This is a genomic window from Shouchella xiaoxiensis, assembly GCF_016907895.1.
Lineage (GTDB): Bacteria > Bacillota > Bacilli > Bacillales > Bacillaceae_D > Shouchella > Shouchella xiaoxiensis.
Genome location: NZ_JAFBCV010000013.1, coordinates 79,326 through 95,516, shown reverse-complemented (window position 1 = coordinate 95,516; position 16,191 = coordinate 79,326). Strand labels below are relative to the sequence as shown.

Here is a 16,191-nt window from a genome sequence, read left to right as displayed (position 1 = left end):
GCAAACAAGTAAGGAGGCAGTTAAAATTATGGTTATGATGCGAGATGTGTGGGTTAATTGGTTTGAAGGTGAAGAGAACGGGTATAACGTATGCGAATTTCATGAGTGGAGAAGTGAAGATCGTGTTGAAGTGTTGGATCAAGTCAAGTTAATAAAGGCTTCAAGTCAACTGTTTTCGTATATTGAAGATCAGCTGCTGGATTTACCTGAGGCATTATTAGAATCTGTTCATCAAAAAAGCTACCTTCGTAAAAATATGTCGAGAATTCAGCTTGATTACTGCTTTATTGTCTGCGATGGCGAACGAATTTTAGCTGTAGACACAATGGGTTACAAAACACCTATACGAAAAAGTCGAATGACGCCGAGGCAAGAGCAACTTATTTATGAGGCTCTGGTTGATCAAGAAATAGAGCAATTTGATTTAGAAAGAAAACCTACAGAAAAGGAATATCACATGCTTTCGTTAAGTCCTGCCGACTTACAAGGGTTAACGAGAAAAGAACGACAATTAAAACAGCTTTTATTCATGGTTCTTGACCAACTACATTCTAGTGCTTCTGACGCAGAGTTAAAATATTGGTGTACAGAATGGAACCCGCTTGCATATGAGAAGTTGAGGAATACTGAGCGAGAGGATGTCTGGAATTACTTAATTGATGGGGTGAAAAAGGGATGGAGTCCTGATCACTATGCGTTGTGTGAGGCGATGGTAAAAGGGCATTCGTTTTATGAAAAGTTGTGGGAGCTAGAGCATCCTGAACGAGTAAAATAAGCAAAGAAGGAACCTGCCAAAAGAATGGCAGGTTTTTATTTTGTACAGTCTAAAGGTAGTTGTATTTACATGCAAAGCGCTTTCTTTTATAATGAAAAATAAAGTGAAAAGGAGGTTATCACTATGGACGCGGATACAATGGATGGTTTTGCGCATCTCGTCATGCAAATTTTTACGGTTGTTTTACTTGTGGGTACGTTAGGTTTTTCTTTTTTCGTGGGAAAAGTACTGAAAAAGCAAAACGGCTATTAAAAAGAGATAAAGGGTTCCGAGTGGAAGCCTTTTTTTCTTGAGTAGGAGTAGAAATAAATGGCTTCTATAAAGGATGTGTATGGATTGAGTAAGCCGTTTTTACAAGCAATGGATGTGTTTAAAGATGTCTTTTTTTACAGTCAACAAATTGTTTCTGAAGAGTTAACTCACGAATTTAGTCATTTATCTCAAGAGCAATTAGCAGTTCTTATTTTAATCGATTTGTCAGGTCCTTTAACATCGACAGAAATAGCTACTTTTCAAGGAACACATAAAAGTGCCGTTTCAAATCGATTAAAAAAACTTCAGATGAAGCAGTTAATAGAATTTCAAGAAGACCAGCAAGATAATCGCGTTAAATATGTCTGCTTATCTGAAGCTGGTAAACAAAAAATGAATGCATATAATGATGAGATACTTGCATATTTTGAAGGGTTGTTTTCTGATCTCGACGTAAATGAAATTAATCAATTTAATTTATTATTAAGCAAGGTAAGGGATCGGCTAAAACAACATAGTCCTCTTATTCGGGTGAATGAAACGAAGCACCGTGAGTGAAATAGTAAAAAACACCTTTCGTATGAATCGATTAACTTGATTCGAACGAAAGGTGTTTTTGCTTTTTTATCTTTTTTTTCGGCCAAGCCCCATTGCATTCTCTGCCTTTTTAAGTGTCTTACTCGCGCTACTAGTTGCTTTTTCTGCACCTCTATCAAGAATCTCATCCAGCTCACTTGATTGGATGAGTTCGTAGTAACGTTCTTGGATTGGCGAAAGAGTATCAATAACGGCTTGTGCGAGATCAGCCTTGAATGGACCATATCCTGAATGAACATATCTAGCTTCGATCGTTTCAATTGTTTCATCTGTACAAAGAGAAAAAATCGAGAGTAAATTCGATACAGCTGGCTTTTCTTTGCTATCAAAACGAATCGTCCCGTCTGAATCAGTTACGGCACTCTTTATTTTCTTTTCAATTGTCTTTGGCTCATCTAATAATGAAATATAGCTTTTAGGTTGAGGATTTGATTTGCTCATTTTCTTAGTCGGGTCATTAAGAGACATAATTCGAGCACCGACTTTAGGAATTTGAACATCTGGAACAGTGAATACTTCACCGTATTTTTGATTAAATCGTTCAGCTAAATTACGGGTTAATTCCAAATGCTGTTTTTGATCTTCACCAACTGGAACAAGTGACGTTTGATAAAGTAGAATATCTGCAGCCATTAATGGTGGGTAAGTCAAAAGCGAGGCAGAAACCCCATCTTTTCCGCTTGATTTATCTTTGAATTGCGTCATTCGTTCAAGTTCACCTATGTAAGAAACACACTGCATCATCCATCCTAGCTGCGCATGTGCAGGGACTTCAGATTGAATAAATAACGTTGATTTCTTCGGATCAATACCTGAAGCGATATATAGGGCGGCTAAACTACGAATGTTTTCTCTCAGTTTCAAACGATCCTGTGGAACCGTAATTGCGTGCTGATCAACAATACAAAAATAACAGCTATAATCATCCTGCATTGAGGAAAAATGTTTAAGTGCGCCTAAATAATTCCCAAGTGTTAATGTCCCACTAGGTTGAATTCCAGAAAATACGGTTTGCATACATTCAACTCCTGTAAAGTTTCTATCACGTAATCGTAATGCAGATTCCGTTCAAATGCAACAAATGGACGACTAGAGTCAACTTATTTAGCTGTCGTAAAAGAAGTTGTCCATACATACATTTAAGTAGATTGTTTTTGTTTCTTTTTACGAATAACAAATAAAGCAATATTTATTCCTAACAGTAAAGAAAACCAGAGAATTGAATAGGGAATGTCTTGTAAAAAAACAACAAACAGCAAAAATACGGTGCAAGCAATCAATTGAGAGAATTCAAGTTTTTTCATGACGAGATCAGTCTCCTTAAACTTTTTAAAGAAGGCAGGTGAAGTGAATGACTTTTTTTAAGAAAATGGTGCTAACTTTGACCGTTCTTTTTGCTGTGGTTCTTGCGGGATGGTTTCACTATCACACAGAATCGGTTTACAAGCACGTTGGTGTACAGGTAAATGCACAAATAGAAGAGGGTGTTTATGTGGCGCAACGGGCTCCTGAATTCCAGTTAAAAACCTTGCAAGGAGAAGAAAAAAGCTTTCAAGTAGGTGAAGCTCAAATCACAGTTGTTCATTTTTTTGCAACATGGTGCTACCCGTGCCAGGAAGAGATGCCAATAATTGTTGATTTGTATAATGAATTAACAGCTCAAGGAAATCGTTTTGTTGCTGTTAATTTAACAAGTTCTGAACAAGGAATCAGTCAAATACAACCTTTTTTAACGCATTACAAAGCCCCATTTGATCCCTTATTGGACGAACAGGGTCTTGTACAAGACATGTATCAATTATTCGGTGTTCCCACAACTTTGCTCATTAATAAAGAAGGAATTATTTTGAAACGGATTAATGGTCCATTGAGTCAACAAGATTATGAGGAAATCGTAACGGAAGCTCGTTAAGTTTATTTATTTGTCCCAAGCAAATGACCGTCAATACGGGCATCTAATTCCATTAAAAGTTGGCGAGCCTGTTGCGGTGATATAGTCCGATAGTGGTGGTCTCCTGCTGGTTCTTCATCCATCTCGTCTGCTTTGGCAACAATAAGCTGCAAAGGAGATAAGTGAAGGGAGCCAGGGGGCAGGTATGAATCAGTATGAAGCAGGATAGCTAGAGCTACTTCTTTTGCTTTCTTTGGATGTTCTCCGAGCCTGATTAATAATTTATGAGCTCGTTCTGCCCCTTTTATCGCATGGATATCGTACGCTTTATATAAAGAAAAGTCCCATTTACCATTTTTATACCATGTGTAATGACCAATATCATGTAAAAATGCGCCTTTTGTAGCTAGGTCTGGATCAATTTTTTCGTTAACTGCTAATGAAAAAGCGTGGTAAGCGCAACGAATTGCATGTGCCATTCCTGAGCGTTCTACGTATTTTTGCGTAATGCGATGATCAAATAAATCGACTAGTTTAACCTCTCTCATCTATTCACACTCCTTACTTTTGATGGATCGATATTTTTTTATTACATATGCTATAATGATCAAAAGCATTTGTAAAGGGGAGAAACTTTTGGCAGAAACACATGTATTTACGAAACGTGAAGAAATAGCAAATGCGATTACGCACGGAATTGGCGCTTTACTTAGTATAGCCGCACTTACGTTACTTATTGTTTACTCAAGCTTATATGGAACGGCATGGCATGTGGTTTCATTCACGGTTTATGGTGTAAGTATGTTGCTGCTGTACGTATCGTCAACAATGGTTCATAGTTTCCCACCAGGAAAAGCAAAGGATTTTTTTGAGATCTTAGACCATGCGGCTATTTACGTCTTTATTGCCGGATCTTATACACCGATCTTTCTTATATTGGTTGGCGGTGGATTAGGTTGGACTTTGTTTGGAATTGTCTGGGGCTTAACGGTTGTCGGGATTTTATTTAAAATCTTTTTTGTAAAAAGGTTTTTAATTGTATCGACGTTGTTGTACTTAGCAATGGGCTGGCTCGCTTTATTTGCTATTGGTCCCATTATTAACGCCCTATCGACAGCTGGGTTGTGGTTTCTTTTTATCGGGGGACTTTTTTATTCTGTTGGAACGATTTTTTACATGTGGCGTGGATTTCATTACCATCATATGGTATGGCATTTGTTTGTAATTGCAGGCTCTATTTTTCATTTCTTTCTCGTATTTTATTACATCTTACCTGTTAACGTCTAAAAGATGCTTAACGGGTTTTTTTATGGTCACAATGATGTTTATCAAAAAAACGGTAAAAAGCGAAGTGGCAGGCTTTTGTGAAAAAAGGAAGCTTTTTCAAAAAAAAGCTCGACTTTTTTTTGTTTTTGATGGCAAAAGAAGTAAAATGAAGGTATAATTTATGTCGAGGAGGCTCGTTATTTGTATATATCTTTAAAAGAATTAGCAGAGTTCCTTGGAGTAACTGAATCGTATATTAGACAGCAGCTTTTAGTTGGAAATATAATGGGTGTTTTTGATGGAGAAAGGTGGCTTGTTAATAAATCGCAATTTACGATACATAAACAACAGCTGGAAGCCAAACGAAAACAACTGTTAAAAGATGACGAAGAACTCATTCCAGATGACTGGGATGCGAAAGATGAAGATTAATTTGATATAAGGGTGTGACTGTATGAAAAAAATAGTAATGGGTGGGCTAAGTGCCTTTGCTTTTAGCGCTGCGTTGGTTTTAACACCAGCTACAGAGGTGGCTAATGCTGAGACAAGTTCAGGGCAGCTTGTTTTGTCTCATGCGCCAAAAATGATCAGTCAAAATACGTATGAAACACCAACGAGTTCGGCGCGTTTTGTTTATCAGTCTGGCTATCATTTTGATTATCCTGAAGATGGAGTTAGAGGTATTTTCTTAACCGCTCACTCAGCCGGAGGTTCTCGTTTAAACACTCTAGTAGACTTTGTAAATGATACTGATTTAAATGCAATGGTTATTGATATTAAGGATGATTATGGAAATATTACGTATATGCCTGATGAGGACTCTCCTTTTTATGATATCGCCAAAAACTATATTGATGACCCCGCAGCAATGATGGATGTACTTGAAGAAAATGACATCTATCCAATTGCAAGAATCGTTGTATTTAAGGATTCCGTTCTTGCTAAAGAACGACCAGACTTATCTTTCCAAGAAAATGGTGAGGTCTGGACGAACCGTAGAGGCGATGCCTTCGTCAATCCATTTCTTGAAGAAGTATGGGAATACAATACGCAAGTAGCAATTGAAGCAGCGAAAATGGGCTTTAAGGATATTCAATTTGACTATGTTCGTTTTCCAGAAGGATTTATCGGACGAGCTGACCAACTTGTTTACGGCAAAGGCACTTATGGAGACGGAGATGGTGACAATGTAGAAAGTCGTATTGACGCTGTTGCTGACTTTGTTGGATATGCACGTGAAGAGTTACAAGCTTACGGAGTCGATGTATCAGTTGATATTTTTGGAGCTGCGGCTCGAGGTTTTGAAGAAAACGTTGGCCAAGACTTCGTGAAAATTTCTGCGAATGTAGATGTGATTTCTTCCATGCCTTATCCAAGTCACTGGGGTCCGTTTTCAATTGGGAACTTAGATAAACCAGACTTATATCCATATGAAGTAATGGATGAGTACTCACAATTAGAAAATGGTGTTTTAGATGAGCTTGGAGATGACCGACCTGTTTCTAGACCGTGGTTACAGGATTTTACAGCAAGCTATTTAGGATCGGGTAATTACATTCCATACGGTCCAGCGGAAGTTGAAGCTCAAATTAGAGCGCTTTATGATAATGATATTCATGAATTCTTACTCTGGAACGCAGGCAATACGTATACAGAGGGTGTAAACTATAGCAATCCTTAAGTAAAAAAACAGTGTTCTAGGAATTTTCTAGGGCACTGTCTTTTTTTGTTAAGAGGGATAAACCCAACGGTTAATGTTTACATTAACTAAAATAACGGTATAGATAATGGTGTCTAAGAATGTATATGGAGGTTATTATGATGACAACATGGTATGAAAAACTTGCTGAATATTTTCCTGTTGAAGAGATGAAATCTGAAAAGCATATGGAGTTACTCTTGCGAGAGAAAAGCGAAATTTATCACAAGGATGAAAGCAACAAGCATGTATTGATGTACGTTGAAACAGAAGACTTTGTCTTTGTTGACTATTTGTTTGTTTCAAGTGAAGCAAGAGGAGAAGGTCTTGGCCAAAAATTAATTGAGGAATTGAAAAAAAAGAAGAAGCCGATTATACTTGAAGTGGAACCAATTGACTATGAGGATACGGATACAGAAAAGCGTCAGCGTTTTTACGCAAGAGAGGGCTTTAATCATGCAGTATCAATTGGTTATCGTCGACGTTCTCTAGCGACGAATAAAGTGACGGAGTTAGAAATCCTCTATTGGTCGCCAGAGAACGAAGATGAGCATAGTATTTATGAAAAAATGAAGCATACGTATGAAGTGATACATACGTATAAAGATAAAGACTTATATGGTCAGTCATATGAGGCTGTGGAAGACGTGCTGACGCTTAACAGTGAGCAGGAAGGATCGACTAAACCATAAGTTGAGGTGGTGTGCGTGATGAAACAGAAGAATAAGGTAAAACAAAGAAAAAAACGCAGAATTTGGGAAGATGTTCTAAAGAAAAGATTAGACAACTGGAAAAAACGCCGATCAGATCAAAATCCTTATCCGCAATCACGCAAGAGCATCGCTTAAAACTTTACTCAAAAGAGTAAAGTTTTTTTTGAAGATAGGTTTAACGGGTTTAAGGTGGGGGTATATAAACACAGAAAGCAAAACGAATTCATGTACTTTCCCACATTTTTTGTTTAATCTTTGTATAAGTTTAATCGTTATACACTATACAACAATTAGACAAACTTGTATAATAAGAATGTGATTAAGTGAACGAATACCTATAAACTGATTTGGATAAAGGAGAGGTTCAATAAGATGGTCACACTACTAACATCCCCTAGTTGTACATCTTGTAGAAAAGCAAAAGCATGGTTGGAAGAGCACGATATTCCATTTGAGGAGCGCAATATTTTTGCAGCACCACTCTCTGTAGAAGAAGTAAAGCATGTCGTACGAATGACTGAGGATGGTACGGATGAAATTATTTCAACTCGTTCTAAAGTATTCCAAGAGCTTGACGTTGAATTAGAGTCATTACCTCTTCAAAAACTGTTTACGATTATTAGTGAAAATCCAGGGTTGCTGCGTCGTCCAATTATATTTGATGAAAAACGACTGCAGGTTGGTTATAATGATGCAGAAATTCGACGCTTTTTACCAAGAAAAGTTCGTACATTCCAATTACAAGAAGCACAACGTCTTGTAAATTAAATTCAAACCTTCTGTAGTCAATACAGGAGGTTTTTTTACCTCTTGACATTCGTTGTTCATTAAGGGAAAATAATAAATTACATTAAAGATTTTTCGAATCATGCAGATTTATTTCATTTTGCTCTGATTTATCATACAATGGTAATAGAAGAGTTGAGCTCACTGTTTCCTGGTAAGATATAGGCTTAACAGATTATAGGAGGGGGAGCGATTATGGAGATCGAAAGAGTTAATGATACAACGATTCGGTTTTTTATTACGTATAAAGATATCGAAGAGCGTGGGTTTGAACGTGAAGAGATCTGGTACAATCGTGAGAGAGGCGAAGAACTTTTTTACGACATGATGAATGAAGCCAGTGATCGTGATGACTTCGAGCTAGATGGTCCCCTATGGATTCAAGTACATGCTCACGATAAAGGGTTAGAAATTCTTGTTACACGAGGTCAACTATCTGATGGAAATATGAAATTAGAAATTCCTGTAAACGATGAAGTCGATACAGTTGATGAAAAAGATAATTCTTCTGAAGATGATAATAGCCGCTCAGAACAACCTTACGATCATTTAGAGTTAATTGTCGGGTTTAAAGAGCTGGAAGATATGATTGCACTAAGTCATAGTGTTCAACCAGAATATGTTGAGAACTCTCTCTATCATTATGAAGGTCGTTACTATTTGTATATTTACTTTAATAATGATGAATACACAGAAGATGAGCAAGATAATTTGCTTAGCCGCATGCTAGAGTTTGGCTATGAATCCGAATTAACGATTCACCGTTTGCAAGAGTACGGTAAAGTAATTATGGAGTCTGATGCAATCAAGAAAACTAAACAAACGTTTAAAGCGTAATGTTTAAACGAGACTGATCCAATGTGATTAGTCTTTTTTTATTTTAAAGGAGCTTCCTTATTTTTAGCGAAATTAATTATACAATCTACAGAAAAAGAGGTGAAAAATGAAAAAAGCGATGAAGGCAAATAAGACGATTGTTACCTTTCTTGAAGAAAGAGGTGAGTCGGAGTGGAGAGAATGGAGGGATAATGAAAAATTTTATTGTATTGATTGTCAAGCAGAAGTGCTATTACGATTAGGAAACAAACGAAAATGGCATTTCGCTCATAAGAAAAAAACGGTGTGCAAAGGCAGTCACAATGGTGAAACAGAGAAACATCAGAAAGGAAAAACCGACTTATATCATTTTTTTCAAAAGGATCATATTGTAGAATTAGAATCTTATATACCATTAACAAAACAGCGTCCAGATATTCTTATTAAAGATAAGCAGATGTTAGCTGTAGAGTACCAGTGTGCGACGATCGAAACAGCAACAATTTTTGATCGGAATACACGTTACCAATCAGCTGGGATTAACGCAATTTGGATACTGGGAGGAAACCGATTAAAACGTCAAAGCACTTACTTATTTAAACTTCATGGTTTTGAGTGGCATGCTTTACAAACGTACAAAAATGAATCCTATCTAATTTATTATGACTCAGAGGATAAATTATTCTGTACATTACGTCATATTACAGCTTTACAATCAGATCTTATCCTTGCTCATCTAATAGAAAGACCAATTGCTCAAGCTTCGTTTTCCATCCTTCATAAACCTGAACCGCTAAATGCCTCCTTTCATCAAGCATATAAACAATACCGGATAAAAACGGTGGTCAATATCCTTCTTTCAAATCGAAAATTCCAATTCTATCTATACAAACAGAATAGAAGAGAACTACCTCTCTTATCAGGCTGGCCAATTCCAGCGCAAAAGTATATACAACTATCCCCCTTTATATGGCAAAGTTTTTTCCTCTTGCAATTTCTTCAGCACATTCCACTAACGCAATCCATTTCCTTCAACAGCATTCGATCGGGCTTAGTTACGGTTATGAGTAAACAATTACACCCTATTAAGCCTTTTTGCTCCTATCAAAAAGTCATCAATCAAGCAGCAAAACAATATCTTGATCTCCTGTGTACGTTTCAAATTTTTAAGCGACAAGACAATCAAACGTATAAACGAGTTTGTTCAATCGATAGAATTTCGATAAGCGAAGATAATTTGATTAAGCTTTGGCATACAACGATACATTTTTAAGAAAAATTGTTATGATAATTAAGAACCTTTAAAGGAGGATGACAAATGAGTCAAGAAGAAGTGAAAAAACGTAGTGAGATTCAACCGGAATCAAAATGGGATGTCGAATCTGTATTTATTGATGATGAAGCATGGCATAAAGCCAGTCAAGAATTCCAAATTAAAGTTGAAACCTTTGAACAACAAGTTAAAGGGAAAATTGCACAATCTGCAGCTGAACTAACAGATGCATTAGCGTTCAGAGACCAACTATCTGTTGATCTTGGCAAAATTTATGTATATGCGCGGTTGAAGATGGATGAGGACGCGACTAATTCGTTTTATCAGTCGCTGTTTGAAAAAGCAGAAAAACTACGAATTTCTTTTAATAAACATCTATCTTTTTTTGAACCTGAATTATTAGCGGTGGAAACGAAACAATTACAGGTTTTTATGAACGAAGATGAACGGTTACAAGGGTATCGTACATACTTCGATGTTCTTCAGATGAAAAAAGAACATATTCTAACTGAAGAAGGTGAACAACTCTTATCTAGATTGCAAGAACCTTTTGGAGTGGCGACTAATGCGTTTACGCTATTTTCGAACGCTGATTTAAAATTTCCAGCAATTACTGGAGAAAACGGTGAAAGTTTGTCTGTAACCCAAGGTCGCTTTGTAACACTGCTGAGTAATCCTAATAGAAAGATCCGTAAGCAAGCGTATGAGTCTGTTTACAATACGTATAAACAATTTAGTAATACACTCGCTGCGCTATTAAGCGGAGAAGTGAAGGGGAAGAGTTTTACAGCTTCAATGAGAGGATTTGCACGTGCACGCGAAGCCGCTTTAAAAACCAATCAAATTCCTGAACGTGTTTACGATCAGTTGGTTGAAACAGTTAATGAGCATCTTCCATTGTTACATCGTTATATGAGGCTTCGAAAAAAACTACTAGGTCTTGAACAGCTAGAAATGTATGATTTGTATGTACCCATCATAAAAGATACGGATTTGCCATTTCGGTATGACGAAGCAAAGGAGACACTAATTGAAGCGGTAAAGCCTTTGGGTGAAGAGTATGTATCAATTGTAAAAAAAGGATTTGAAGAAGGTTGGGTTGATATTTATGAGAACGAAGGGAAACGGAGCGGTGCTTATTCTTCTGGTTCCTATGCTACAAAACCATTTATTTTAATGAATTGGCAAGATACACACGACAGTCTATCTACGCTTGCTCATGAATTTGGTCACAGTGTTCATAGCTACTACACAAGAAAATATCAGCCGAGTGTTTATGGATACTATACGATTTTTCTCGCTGAAGTTGCTTCGACATTAAATGAAGCATTGTTACATGATTATTTAATCAAGCGGGAATCGGACAAAAACAAAAAGCTGTACTTATTAAACCAATATTTAGAAGGAATACGAACGACGGTTTTTCGGCAAACGATGTTTGCTGAATTTGAGCACTTCTTATATAAGCAATATGAGAGTGGTGGTACCTTAACTCAAGAAACGATATCCAATGAATACCATAAATTAAATAAAAAGTACTACGGTGAAGATGTTCATTCTGATGAACTAATCTCGTATGAATGGGCTAGGATTCCTCATTTTTATATGAACTATTATGTGTATCAGTACGCAACTGGTTATAGCGCTGCTCAAGCTTTAAGTAAACAAGTGCTAAGTGGAGAAGACTCAGCAGCGGATCGATTTATTACATTTTTAAAATCAGGCATTTCCGATAAACCGATTGAGTTGTTGAGAAAAGCGGGTGTCGATATGGAAACAAAACAGCCTGTTGAAGACACGATGACAGTATTTGAAGAAACATTAAACCAAATGGAAGCGCTCCTTGGCGAAGAGTAGCTCAGTTTTTGTATGAACGAGAGCGATACCCTCTAAAGCGTTGTTTTTTGCGAATGGGAGAAAACAATAAAATCGTTGAACTCATTAATAAAGGAATGGATAACCAAAATGGAACGAGATGGAGCAAACTCATAATGTATAAATAAAACGCTCCACATAAGAAAACCAATCGAATAATTATCGCTCGCTTTTTCAATGGATAAGCACTCCCTTTCACTAAAAGGTATGAATGAGACACAAAAATATGAGCAAATTGAAATAAATCTCGTGAACGTTTTATGAAAAGGTTGATTCATCTATATGATTTAAGGTATGATAAGTAGTGCAACTCACATTTCCTTCGTATAATAGAAAAGGCTACCCATTGGGTAGCCTTTTTTGGTATTATTTAAGCAATCCATTTCCAAAAAGTTCCGTATTTGAAGGGGACTGCCTCAACTTTTTGCTGCAACATCAGTGATTTTAATTTCCGCTCAACTTCCTCATTTGTAATATCTAAGACTGTCGCGATTTCCGTCGTAGCTAAAAAACCGTAGTGTTGCAAAAAAGCTTCTAACTCGGGATGGGAAGCTTTTTCAGGTTTAAAGCCAAGCATGTCTTCAAGTAGCTGGACGTAAATATGGTACGGATACTGACCTGAAACCTTAATGCCTGCTTCGTCTGAATTACCATTAAAAAACACGAATGTAGGAACGGCTTCAACATCCATCTCTGATGTTGTTTGAATGTCACACTGCAATGCCTTTGTAGCGCTTGCTGAATGGAAATCAGAATCGAACGCTTCTAAATCAAGGTTTGCCTCTTCAGCACACTGCTTTAAAACTTGCTCATCGGTAATATTACGTTTCATTAGAAATAATGATTCTCTTAGTTTACGTAAAAAACGATGTCCGGCACGTGGTCCTTGTAGTTCTGCTGCTTTAATCGCTAGAAAAGCGCTGTATGGCTTTAATTTTTCTGTTCGATTAAACTCAACATTTCCAGCACAGCACATGTTTGAATCCGATAAGTGACCTTTGTTTATTTTCTTTTTAGATGGTAGATCGCAAGCGTTCCATATGGACAGCTTTCCTGCAAGTAAAACACGTATTTTAAACAAATGTCCGTATTCAACTTGAAGTTTCTTTATAATCGGTTCAATTGCCCAACAATCGGAACAAAGTGGATCGATAAATGTATATATTTCAATTGGTTTTTTTACCGGCATGTCTTCTCTGGAATCGGATATCCCACAAATGCCAAGTTTTTGATCACATTCTTGCTGTACATGATGCTTGAGGTTCATGGGCCAACTCCTTTCTTTTATCTAGACGTTGTGTGATTGACCATATGATGAGCTGTTAACGTCAAACGGTGCATCATATAATCACGAATGTCACCTGATAAATGTACGTCGTCCATGGCACGCTCCATACATGAGAGCCACGCTTCAGCTTGAACCGTTGTAATTGTAAAAGGCAAATGACGTGCCCTTAATCGAGGGTGACCAAATTCTTCTGTATACAACGGCGGTCCGCCAAAAAACTGGGTTAAAAAATTCTTTTGTTTATATGCGGTTTGAGTTAAATCGTCTGGAAATAAGTGGCGGACATCATCATGCTCTTTGATATACGTATAAAATCGATCAACTAACTGATCAAGTACCTGCTGACCGCCCAATGCTTCAAGTGGGCTTACTTCATTATTACTCGGCACAAAAATGTCTCTCCTTTATTGTTTACCTATCCTTATTGTAGCAACGTTTTTCAAGTTCAGCAAATAATGTGTTTGCAATTAAAAAAAGTAGGGAATTGTTATTGTCGAAATTACCAACTTCTTGATAAAATAATAAGAAGAAAGTGAAAATAGGAGGAAACAATGGATATAAAATTTTGGCCAATGACGTCAGTAGCTTCTTCGGCAATAAATCATATGCCTAGTCGTAACGCAATTGAGTCATTTCAACCTTATTTACTGGATGCAATGAAAAGCTCAACAGCAAATCAGCAAAACGCTCTTTCCCTGCCGTTTTTATTACCTTTGTTAACGCACTCTTCCTTTGCTACAGAGCCGTCTCAACAGGTTGTACAGGCTACTAAAATAAAAACGCAAGCCCAATCAGAACATGTTACTACAGACCAGAGAGCACAGAAATTTATGCCTCTAATTAATCAAATTGCTGCTGAACACGGAGTTGATCCAAAACTCATTTACGCCATCATTAAGCACGAATCGAATTTTAATGAAAGCGTTGTGAGTTCTGCTGGGGCAAGTGGACTTATGCAATTAATGCCTGGAACTGCGCGAGGACTTGGTGTAACATCTATTTTTGACCCTGAACAAAACATTCGTGGAGGGGTTCGATATATTAAGCAAATGCTAAATCGATATAATGGAGATGTCTCTCTTGCACTTGCCGCGTATAATGCTGGGCCTGGAAATGTTGATAAGCACGGAGGAATTCCACCTTTTAAAGAAACTCAAGCTTATGTGCCACGAGTGATGAATACATATCGAAATGCATAAAACCAAGCGCATGCTTTACATGCGCTTGGTTTGATTTTTCTTTATGAATGTTGCTTCATAAAAGCGAGCGATTTTACTTTTAGCAGGAGTTGGTTTTATATGTAGCTCTGTTAATAGCGAAGTAAGAACTGTTTGTGCGTGTGCCATTGAATATCCTTCATATTCAACTTCATAATCCTCTATGTCTCCATACTCGCTATGATCTAAGAAAAGTGTGCCTTCTTTATATGGCGTTTCCATTCGGTTTGTTGTCAATTTTCCAAAGCATTCAATGAATTGGTCTGAACCAATTAATGAAGCAACTTCCTCGCTTAAATCACCTATTGGTAAAACATTTGTCGTATAAATTCTTTTCGCAACGTCCCTATCAATCGTTTGATTAAACTCTTCTAGACCATCGTCTGTCGGCTTTTTTAGTGTAAGTTCAATATGGCTTTCTTTATAACGAATGCGTAGAGCTGCGCCGGCTTTCTTTAAGCGAAATTGAGGTGTATCGAAATAATCATTTTGTTGGGAAAGGCTAGACGTTAACTGAAAGACTTGTTTAATCTTATAGAAATCATCTTTTGTAAGAAGTGACTTAGCTTCATATTCCATTTCTCTTATCATAATTACTCCTTATTGCTGTATTTGTTTCCATTATACGAACTATGGTCAGCTTGTGCAAAGTGTAGGTTTCATTCGTTATTTATGATAAAATATAACCGACATGAAGCAAACTTTGGGGGAACTAATGAATCAAATTAAGGTAGAATCAATCGATGTAAATATAGAAGTTAGTAACATACACTTGAGTGTTGAACTGAATGAACAACAAGCTTTTGAACTTCAAGCTGGTGAACGGATGTTGGTTGATTCAGATCAATTTGCGTTTCTTTATATTGTTGAAGATCAAGATGGGTTTCATTCTCTAAGATTTGAGAAAGACTGTTGGCCAGCTTTAAAGGAAGGTTATTTAAACAGAACTGCTTTTTATGCCGTATTAAATGAACATACGCGTCTGGCTCTCGCAAACCTTAATGAAGAGCTTGATTTTTTGTTAGAGAATATCCAAGGCAATGGAAATTATGGCGAAGCGTTTGAAGAGGCAGTCAAAGCTATATTTTAGTTGTGAAAAGTAGGTGGAAGCATGGATTGGGACTCTTTCTTAACACCGTATAAGCAGGCTGTTGATGAATTAAAGGTGAAATTAAGGGGAATTCGCGAACAGTACCAAAAAACATCGTTACATACACCAATTGAATTCGTTACGGGACGAGTAAAGCCGGTTTCAAGTATTTTGAACAAAGCCGAAAGAAAACAAATTCCGCTTAATCGACTTGACGCGGAAATGCAAGATCTAGCAGGTGTTCGCATTGTTACACAATTTGTTGAGGATATTGAAACGGTCATTGAACTCGTTAAAACGAGGACTGATTTCGAGATTGTTTCGGAACGCGATTATATTCTTCAGAAAAAGCAAAGTGGTTATCGTTCTTATCATTTAGTATTACGCTATCCTGTTCATACGATTGAAGGAGAACAAAAGATTTTAGTTGAACTTCAAATACGAACGCTTTCAATGAACTTTTGGGCAACGATTGAACATTCCTTGCGTTACAAATATAGTGGAGAAATTCCAGAGGATATTAACATGCGCTTACAACGAGCTTCAGAGGCGGCATTTTGGCTAGACGAAGAAATGTCGATTATTCGTGATGAGGTACAAGAAGCGCAACGAATTATTACTGCTAAACAAAGGCAGAGCCGTAGTTAAGAAAG

General features: G+C 37.1%; 23 protein-coding genes. 16 read left to right on the top strand and 7 right to left on the bottom strand.

Translation table 11 applies throughout. The annotated features are described in order from the left end of the window. Window positions 1-28: 28 nt before the first annotated feature. The 3 genes from JOC54_RS17795 (at window position 29) to JOC54_RS17790 (ending at window position 1,585) form a co-directional block, all read left to right on the top strand. Window positions 29-775, top strand: coding sequence for a YjbA family protein (locus JOC54_RS17795; RefSeq protein WP_204467945.1), 747 nt, complete (start codon window positions 29-31; stop codon window positions 773-775). A 123-nt stretch (window positions 776-898) separates the two neighbouring features. Next, window positions 899-1,027: a hypothetical protein gene (locus JOC54_RS23255; protein ID WP_275582726.1), complete on the top strand. Its 129-nt coding sequence runs from the start codon at window positions 899-901 to the stop codon at window positions 1,025-1,027. A 57-nt stretch (window positions 1,028-1,084) separates the two neighbouring features. Continuing rightward, complete coding sequence (locus JOC54_RS17790; RefSeq protein ID WP_035441873.1) at window positions 1,085-1,585, top strand: MarR family winged helix-turn-helix transcriptional regulator; 501 nt, start codon at window positions 1,085-1,087, stop codon at window positions 1,583-1,585. 66 nt (window positions 1,586-1,651) lie between these two features. Here the strand turns inward: JOC54_RS17790 and trpS are convergent, their stop codons facing one another. Next, complete coding sequence (gene trpS, locus JOC54_RS17785; protein ID WP_204467943.1) at window positions 1,652-2,641, bottom strand: tryptophan--tRNA ligase; 990 nt, start codon at window positions 2,639-2,641, stop codon at window positions 1,652-1,654. A 122-nt stretch (window positions 2,642-2,763) separates the two neighbouring features. After that, window positions 2,764-2,928: a hypothetical protein gene (locus JOC54_RS17780; protein WP_158332289.1), complete on the bottom strand. Its 165-nt coding sequence runs from the start codon at window positions 2,926-2,928 to the stop codon at window positions 2,764-2,766. A gap of 47 nt (window positions 2,929-2,975) precedes the next feature. Here JOC54_RS17780 and JOC54_RS17775 point away from each other — a divergent pair, with 47 nt between their 5' ends. Further along, window positions 2,976-3,536: a TlpA family protein disulfide reductase gene (locus JOC54_RS17775; RefSeq protein ID WP_204467941.1), complete on the top strand. Its 561-nt coding sequence runs from the start codon at window positions 2,976-2,978 to the stop codon at window positions 3,534-3,536. 2 nt (window positions 3,537-3,538) lie between these two features. On the opposite strand, the gene JOC54_RS17770 is transcribed toward JOC54_RS17775, so the two are convergent. After that, window positions 3,539-4,063, bottom strand: a complete 525-nt coding sequence (locus tag JOC54_RS17770; protein WP_035420047.1) for an HD domain-containing protein — start codon at window positions 4,061-4,063, stop codon at window positions 3,539-3,541. 88 nt (window positions 4,064-4,151) lie between these two features. Here JOC54_RS17770 and trhA point away from each other — a divergent pair, with 88 nt between their 5' ends. From trhA to pepF, 9 genes are all read left to right on the top strand, one after another. Next, on the top strand, window positions 4,152-4,802 hold the full coding sequence (gene trhA, locus JOC54_RS17765; RefSeq protein WP_035440632.1) for a PAQR family membrane homeostasis protein TrhA: 651 nt from the start codon (window positions 4,152-4,154) through the stop codon (window positions 4,800-4,802). Window positions 4,803-4,982: 180 nt separating this feature from the next. Further along, window positions 4,983-5,213: a MerR family transcriptional regulator gene (locus JOC54_RS17760; protein ID WP_035420048.1), complete on the top strand. Its 231-nt coding sequence runs from the start codon at window positions 4,983-4,985 to the stop codon at window positions 5,211-5,213. A 22-nt stretch (window positions 5,214-5,235) separates the two neighbouring features. Beyond that, a complete protein-coding gene (locus tag JOC54_RS17755; protein ID WP_204467939.1) occupies window positions 5,236-6,462 on the top strand; it encodes a putative glycoside hydrolase in 1,227 nt (408 codons plus the stop codon). 140 nt (window positions 6,463-6,602) lie between these two features. Continuing rightward, on the top strand, window positions 6,603-7,172 hold the full coding sequence (locus tag JOC54_RS17750; RefSeq protein ID WP_035420049.1) for a GNAT family N-acetyltransferase: 570 nt from the start codon (window positions 6,603-6,605) through the stop codon (window positions 7,170-7,172). 18 nt (window positions 7,173-7,190) lie between these two features. Next, complete coding sequence (locus JOC54_RS17745; protein WP_204467937.1) at window positions 7,191-7,328, top strand: hypothetical protein; 138 nt, start codon at window positions 7,191-7,193, stop codon at window positions 7,326-7,328. A gap of 237 nt (window positions 7,329-7,565) precedes the next feature. Further along, window positions 7,566-7,961, top strand: coding sequence for a transcriptional regulator SpxA (gene spxA / locus JOC54_RS17740; protein ID WP_035420050.1), 396 nt, complete (start codon window positions 7,566-7,568; stop codon window positions 7,959-7,961). Window positions 7,962-8,174: 213 nt separating this feature from the next. Next, window positions 8,175-8,816, top strand: a complete 642-nt coding sequence (gene mecA, locus JOC54_RS17735; protein ID WP_035420052.1) for an adaptor protein MecA — start codon at window positions 8,175-8,177, stop codon at window positions 8,814-8,816. Window positions 8,817-8,922: 106 nt separating this feature from the next. Then, window positions 8,923-10,068, top strand: a complete 1,146-nt coding sequence (locus tag JOC54_RS17730; protein ID WP_204467935.1) for a competence protein CoiA — start codon at window positions 8,923-8,925, stop codon at window positions 10,066-10,068. Window positions 10,069-10,113: 45 nt separating this feature from the next. Further along, on the top strand, window positions 10,114-11,925 hold the full coding sequence (gene pepF / locus JOC54_RS17725; RefSeq protein WP_204467933.1) for an oligoendopeptidase F: 1,812 nt from the start codon (window positions 10,114-10,116) through the stop codon (window positions 11,923-11,925). Between the two features lies 1 nt (window position 11,926). Here the strand turns inward: pepF and JOC54_RS17720 are convergent, their stop codons facing one another. The 3 genes from JOC54_RS17720 to JOC54_RS17710 form a co-directional block, all read right to left on the bottom strand. After that, window positions 11,927-12,121: a hypothetical protein gene (locus JOC54_RS17720; protein WP_148298557.1), complete on the bottom strand. Its 195-nt coding sequence runs from the start codon at window positions 12,119-12,121 to the stop codon at window positions 11,927-11,929. A gap of 192 nt (window positions 12,122-12,313) precedes the next feature. Beyond that, window positions 12,314-13,210 carry a ClpXP adapter SpxH family protein gene (locus JOC54_RS17715; RefSeq protein ID WP_204467931.1) on the bottom strand — a complete coding sequence of 299 codons (897 nt, stop codon included), beginning with the start codon at window positions 13,208-13,210 and terminating at the stop codon, window positions 12,314-12,316. A 17-nt stretch (window positions 13,211-13,227) separates the two neighbouring features. Then, a complete protein-coding gene (locus tag JOC54_RS17710) occupies window positions 13,228-13,620 on the bottom strand; it encodes a globin domain-containing protein (protein WP_204467928.1) in 393 nt (130 codons plus the stop codon). Between the two features lie 162 nt (window positions 13,621-13,782). Between JOC54_RS17710 and JOC54_RS17705 the strand changes: the two genes are divergently transcribed. After that, on the top strand, window positions 13,783-14,430 hold the full coding sequence (locus JOC54_RS17705) for a lytic transglycosylase domain-containing protein (protein ID WP_239586807.1): 648 nt from the start codon (window positions 13,783-13,785) through the stop codon (window positions 14,428-14,430). 15 nt (window positions 14,431-14,445) lie between these two features. On the opposite strand, the gene JOC54_RS17700 is transcribed toward JOC54_RS17705, so the two are convergent. Next, a complete protein-coding gene (locus tag JOC54_RS17700) occupies window positions 14,446-15,039 on the bottom strand; it encodes a CYTH domain-containing protein (RefSeq protein ID WP_204467926.1) in 594 nt (197 codons plus the stop codon). A 124-nt stretch (window positions 15,040-15,163) separates the two neighbouring features. On the opposite strand from JOC54_RS17700, the gene JOC54_RS17695 reads away from it, so the two are divergent. After that, window positions 15,164-15,538, top strand: a complete 375-nt coding sequence (locus JOC54_RS17695) for a UPF0738 family protein (protein WP_204467923.1) — start codon at window positions 15,164-15,166, stop codon at window positions 15,536-15,538. Between the two features lie 21 nt (window positions 15,539-15,559). Then, window positions 15,560-16,186, top strand: a complete 627-nt coding sequence (yjbM, locus tag JOC54_RS17690) for a GTP diphosphokinase (RefSeq protein WP_035420061.1) — start codon at window positions 15,560-15,562, stop codon at window positions 16,184-16,186. Window positions 16,187-16,191: the final 5 nt, after the last annotated feature.

Excerpts from the sequence above, each read along its gene's own strand:
- JOC54_RS17795 (WP_204467945.1), top strand. The coding sequence starts at position 29 with ATGGTTATGATGCGAGATGTGTGGGTTAATTGGTTTGAAGGTGAAGAG.
- JOC54_RS23255 (WP_275582726.1), top strand. The coding sequence starts at position 899 with ATGGACGCGGATACAATGGATGGTTTTGCGCATCTCGTCATGCAAATT.
- JOC54_RS17790 (WP_035441873.1), top strand. The coding sequence starts at position 1,085 with ATGGCTTCTATAAAGGATGTGTATGGATTGAGTAAGCCGTTTTTACAA.
- trpS (WP_204467943.1), bottom strand. The coding sequence starts at position 2,641 with ATGCAAACCGTATTTTCTGGAATTCAACCTAGTGGGACATTAACACTT.
- JOC54_RS17780 (WP_158332289.1), bottom strand. The coding sequence starts at position 2,928 with ATGAAAAAACTTGAATTCTCTCAATTGATTGCTTGCACCGTATTTTTG.
- JOC54_RS17775 (WP_204467941.1), top strand. The coding sequence starts at position 2,976 with ATGACTTTTTTTAAGAAAATGGTGCTAACTTTGACCGTTCTTTTTGCT.
- JOC54_RS17770 (WP_035420047.1), bottom strand. The coding sequence starts at position 4,063 with ATGAGAGAGGTTAAACTAGTCGATTTATTTGATCATCGCATTACGCAA.
- JOC54_RS17755 (WP_204467939.1), top strand. The coding sequence starts at position 5,236 with ATGAAAAAAATAGTAATGGGTGGGCTAAGTGCCTTTGCTTTTAGCGCT.
- JOC54_RS17750 (WP_035420049.1), top strand. The coding sequence starts at position 6,603 with ATGACAACATGGTATGAAAAACTTGCTGAATATTTTCCTGTTGAAGAG.
- JOC54_RS17745 (WP_204467937.1), top strand. The coding sequence starts at position 7,191 with ATGAAACAGAAGAATAAGGTAAAACAAAGAAAAAAACGCAGAATTTGG.
- spxA (WP_035420050.1), top strand. The coding sequence starts at position 7,566 with ATGGTCACACTACTAACATCCCCTAGTTGTACATCTTGTAGAAAAGCA.
- mecA (WP_035420052.1), top strand. The coding sequence starts at position 8,175 with ATGGAGATCGAAAGAGTTAATGATACAACGATTCGGTTTTTTATTACG.
- JOC54_RS17730 (WP_204467935.1), top strand. The coding sequence starts at position 8,923 with ATGAAAAAAGCGATGAAGGCAAATAAGACGATTGTTACCTTTCTTGAA.
- pepF (WP_204467933.1), top strand. The coding sequence starts at position 10,114 with ATGAGTCAAGAAGAAGTGAAAAAACGTAGTGAGATTCAACCGGAATCA.
- JOC54_RS17715 (WP_204467931.1), bottom strand. The coding sequence starts at position 13,210 with ATGAACCTCAAGCATCATGTACAGCAAGAATGTGATCAAAAACTTGGC.
- JOC54_RS17705 (WP_239586807.1), top strand. The coding sequence starts at position 13,783 with ATGGATATAAAATTTTGGCCAATGACGTCAGTAGCTTCTTCGGCAATA.
- JOC54_RS17700 (WP_204467926.1), bottom strand. The coding sequence starts at position 15,039 with ATGATAAGAGAAATGGAATATGAAGCTAAGTCACTTCTTACAAAAGAT.
- JOC54_RS17695 (WP_204467923.1), top strand. The coding sequence starts at position 15,164 with ATGAATCAAATTAAGGTAGAATCAATCGATGTAAATATAGAAGTTAGT.
- yjbM (WP_035420061.1), top strand. The coding sequence starts at position 15,560 with ATGGATTGGGACTCTTTCTTAACACCGTATAAGCAGGCTGTTGATGAA.